This is a genomic window from Oleiphilus sp. HI0061, assembly GCF_001635675.1.
The window spans coordinates 1-3193 of sequence record NZ_LWFE01001173.1 but is presented as its reverse complement, the minus strand read 5'-3'; the positions used below and the strand labels follow the sequence as shown (position 1 = coordinate 3193).

Here is a 3193-nt window from a genome sequence, read left to right as displayed (position 1 = left end):
GTGGCAATGTCCTTGGCGGTGATAATCGAAAGCTATTACTCTGTCTGGGTGACGATTCCAGCGATGATTATTATTGGGCGTGAAATTGTCGTTTCAGCCTTGCGAGAGTGGATGGCAGAGCAGGGCAAACGTGATAATGTTGCGGTGTCGTTCATCGGTAAGCTAAAAACTATGTGCCAGATGGGCTCCATTATGCTGTTGTTGCTAGGCCCTGAATCTGACTGGTTTTATTGGTCTGGGATTGGCCTTATATACTTCGCATCGATTCTTACGCTATGGTCAATGTACCAATATCTCACAGCATCGTGGGAGCACTTATTCTCTGAAGAGAGTTAGAAGCGGAGTAAGTATTACTGCTTTGGTATAAAAAATAATCGATCTGCTTCTCGGAAAATAGATAGCTGAAAAAAAGTGAATTATTCTCTTAAACATTGCTTGACTCTTAAATCGAATCCGTTAATATATGCGCCACTTCAGCAACACAGGCAACGAAAAGTTGTTTTTTACTAGAGTGTTGCAATGAAATATGAAGTGATCTGCGGGAATAGCTCAGCTGGTAGAGCACAACCTTGCCAAGGTTGGGGTCGCGAGTTCGAATCTCGTTTCCCGCTCCAAATTCTAAAAAACCTCGGATTTATCCGAGGTTTTTTGTTAGTGGACTATAAAGATTTATCGATATAGTTTACGGTGTAGTTTAAAGGCGCGATAGCAAAGCGCTTAGGGCTCTGCCCGATTAACAAGAGTGCACTGGATTGCTGCAATCCTACGGTAGAATTTGAAGCTCTTGTTTAGTACAAGTTTAAAGGCGCGATAGCAAAGCGCTTAGGGCTCTGCCCGATTAACAAGAGTGCACTGGATTGCTGCAATCCTATGGTAGAATTTGAAGCTCTTGTTTAGTACAAGTTTAAAGGCGCGATAGCAAAGCGGTTATGCACTGGATTGCAAATCCACGTAGGCCGGTTCGACTCCGGCTCGCGCCTCCATTTAGCATCCCTTTGGTGTTAAATGTAAAAGCCCCCAAAGCCCGGGTGGCGAAATTGGTAGACGCAACAGACTTAAAATCTGTCGTCCTTCGGGACGTGCCGGTTCGATTCCGGCCCCGGGCACCATACTCATTTCAGTCAGATTCATTCAATTACAGTCAAGTACTGTCAAAGTCCAATATTTACAGTGGCTTAGCGTAGGTTGTCGCCTTTCAGGTACGTTCATATCCGGTCAATTGCGTCAGATTCAGTCATGCTTTACCCCTTGCATATTTTTATTAGGGGGTAAATTGGGGGTAATTCTCAGTTCGATTTAGGAGTTACCCCTTATGCAGAGACGTCGATTACCTGGAAAATTAACTGATGCAGAAATTAGAACACTACAATACTCTGCGGCACTGAAATTGCCTTTCTTTGCTCATAGTCATAGAAAACCACACCGGTCTTTGCCAAGGTAATGATTTTTGGCTTATCTTTGTCATCTGTGGCTTTGCTGACTCGGTAGAGCATTTGGCAGCTTCTATTCGACACCTCCGTGACAGCAATATCAAATACCAATTCATCACCAAAAAAAGCCTCGTCGATATACATGACTTGCAGGTCTGCCAGAATGTAGCCTTGAGCGCTGTCTTCAAGTTCACATATACCTATCGATTCAAAAAAAGCAGCCCTGGCTTCATGAATCATCGAGACTAATTTGTCATGGCCGAGGTGCTTACGGTAATTTACGTCCTGTATCCGAACTGATTGCGACATCGAGAAGTGAGCGTAATCCGGGAAATCGATACTAACTTTGGACATTCTAATTTCCTATTTGCTTAAGACAATTCGGTAATGCGCCTTGCCACTCTCAAGTCTGGCTATCGCTTCATTGACTTGGTCGAACTTGAAGTGCTCAACCTTGGGTTTAATGTCGTGTCGCTTTGCAAATGACAACATATTGCGCAGTGCTTGCGGACTCCCAACAGGAGAGCTAGACACTGAGCGTTGACCGGCCATCAATGAAAATACGTTAAGATCTAAAGGCTCAAGTGTCGCACCGACAAAATGTAGCTTGCCCTTGGGGGCGAGTGTATTGACGTATTGGTTCCATTTGAGTTTCACATTAACGGTGGATAAGACCAAGTCAAACTTGCCGGCCAGAGCGTTGAGTTCGTCAGGGTTTTTGGAGTCAACGGTATAGTGCGCACCAAGCTCTAGGGCTTCAGCTTTTTTAGCTTCAGATGAGGTAAAGGCCCAGACTTCACAGCCCCAGGCACGTAAAAACTGTAGGGCTAAGTGGCCTAGTCCACCAATCCCAATGACGCCAACGGTGTCGATGGGTTTAATGTTGTATTCAACAAGTGGATTGAAAACGGTCACGCCAGCACAAAACAAAGGGGCGGCTGAAGGCTCTTCAAAACCCTCGGGTAAGGCAACGACGCTACTTTCTTCCGCGCGTACCTTGTCAGCAAATCCGCCGTGATGACCGATGATGGTTCCTTGGGCTGAAGCGCAAAGGTTATGGTCGCCGCTATGGCAGGACGAGCAGCTCATGCAGTAGCCAGAGTGCCAGCCTAAGCCGACAGTCTGTCCAATTTGAATCGACTTAACGCGCTTACCGATGGCGTTCACTTTGCCGATCACCTCATGCCCGGGCACAAAAGGGTATTGGGTCATTCCCCATTCGTTGTTGAGCATGCTTAGGTCACTGTGGCAAATGCCGCAGTGCTCGACGGCAATTTCAACTTGGTCGTCTGGTAAATCACCAGGATCGTATTCGAATGGTTTTAGTTCACCACCTGCTTCAAACGCTGCATATGCTTTAATCATGGTAGAAGTCTCCTAAGCCTTGTCGATAGAGTAGTCTAAAAGAAATAGATAGCTGACAGCAAAGCATTCAGCATCATTATCAAAAAGTCAGTGATAAAAATGAATAGCATGACGCCTTTTACTTGCCACACACCTTTGCCGCTTCGATTTTGTACGGCTACCGGCACGTTGAAGGCGAATTGAGGCGTATAGGACGTTTAAAGCACCTTTTCACCCTTCGGATGAAGTAGCATACCCGAAATTGCTGCTCATTTTTATTGCCTAAGCCCCGGAATTTAGCTTCACAGCGCCCAAAGAAGGTCGTATTTTGGTCGATTTGACCGAAAAGTGCCTGGCGAATGGATCTTTAGCTGACAGTTGCCCCACCGGCCTGCCGCAAAGGCTGACAGTACATGGAT

General features: G+C 46.0%; 3 protein-coding genes and 3 tRNA genes. 4 read left to right on the top strand and 2 right to left on the bottom strand.

What is annotated here, in order from left to right; translation table 11 throughout:
• The 4 genes from A3735_RS31100 to A3735_RS17915 all read left to right on the top strand — a co-directional run.
• A partial coding sequence (locus A3735_RS31100) for a CDP-alcohol phosphatidyltransferase family protein (protein WP_369820538.1) occupies window positions 1-336 on the top strand: 336 nt, incomplete at its 5' end.
• Between the two features lie 202 nt (window positions 337-538).
• A tRNA-Gly gene (locus A3735_RS17925) sits at window positions 539-614 on the top strand.
• A gap of 295 nt (window positions 615-909) precedes the next feature.
• Window positions 910-983, top strand: a tRNA-Cys gene (locus A3735_RS17920).
• A 39-nt stretch (window positions 984-1022) separates the two neighbouring features.
• Window positions 1023-1109, top strand: a tRNA-Leu gene (locus A3735_RS17915).
• Window positions 1110-1355: 246 nt separating this feature from the next.
• On the opposite strand, the gene A3735_RS17910 is transcribed toward A3735_RS17915, so the two are convergent.
• Window positions 1356-1784 carry a thioesterase family protein gene (locus tag A3735_RS17910; RefSeq protein ID WP_068514211.1) on the bottom strand — a complete coding sequence of 143 codons (429 nt, stop codon included), beginning with the start codon at window positions 1782-1784 and terminating at the stop codon, window positions 1356-1358.
• A gap of 9 nt (window positions 1785-1793) precedes the next feature.
• Entirely contained in the window at window positions 1794-2795 is a 1002-nt protein-coding gene (locus A3735_RS17905) for an NAD(P)-dependent alcohol dehydrogenase (RefSeq protein ID WP_068515794.1), read from the bottom strand.
• Window positions 2796-3193 lie beyond the last annotated feature (398 nt).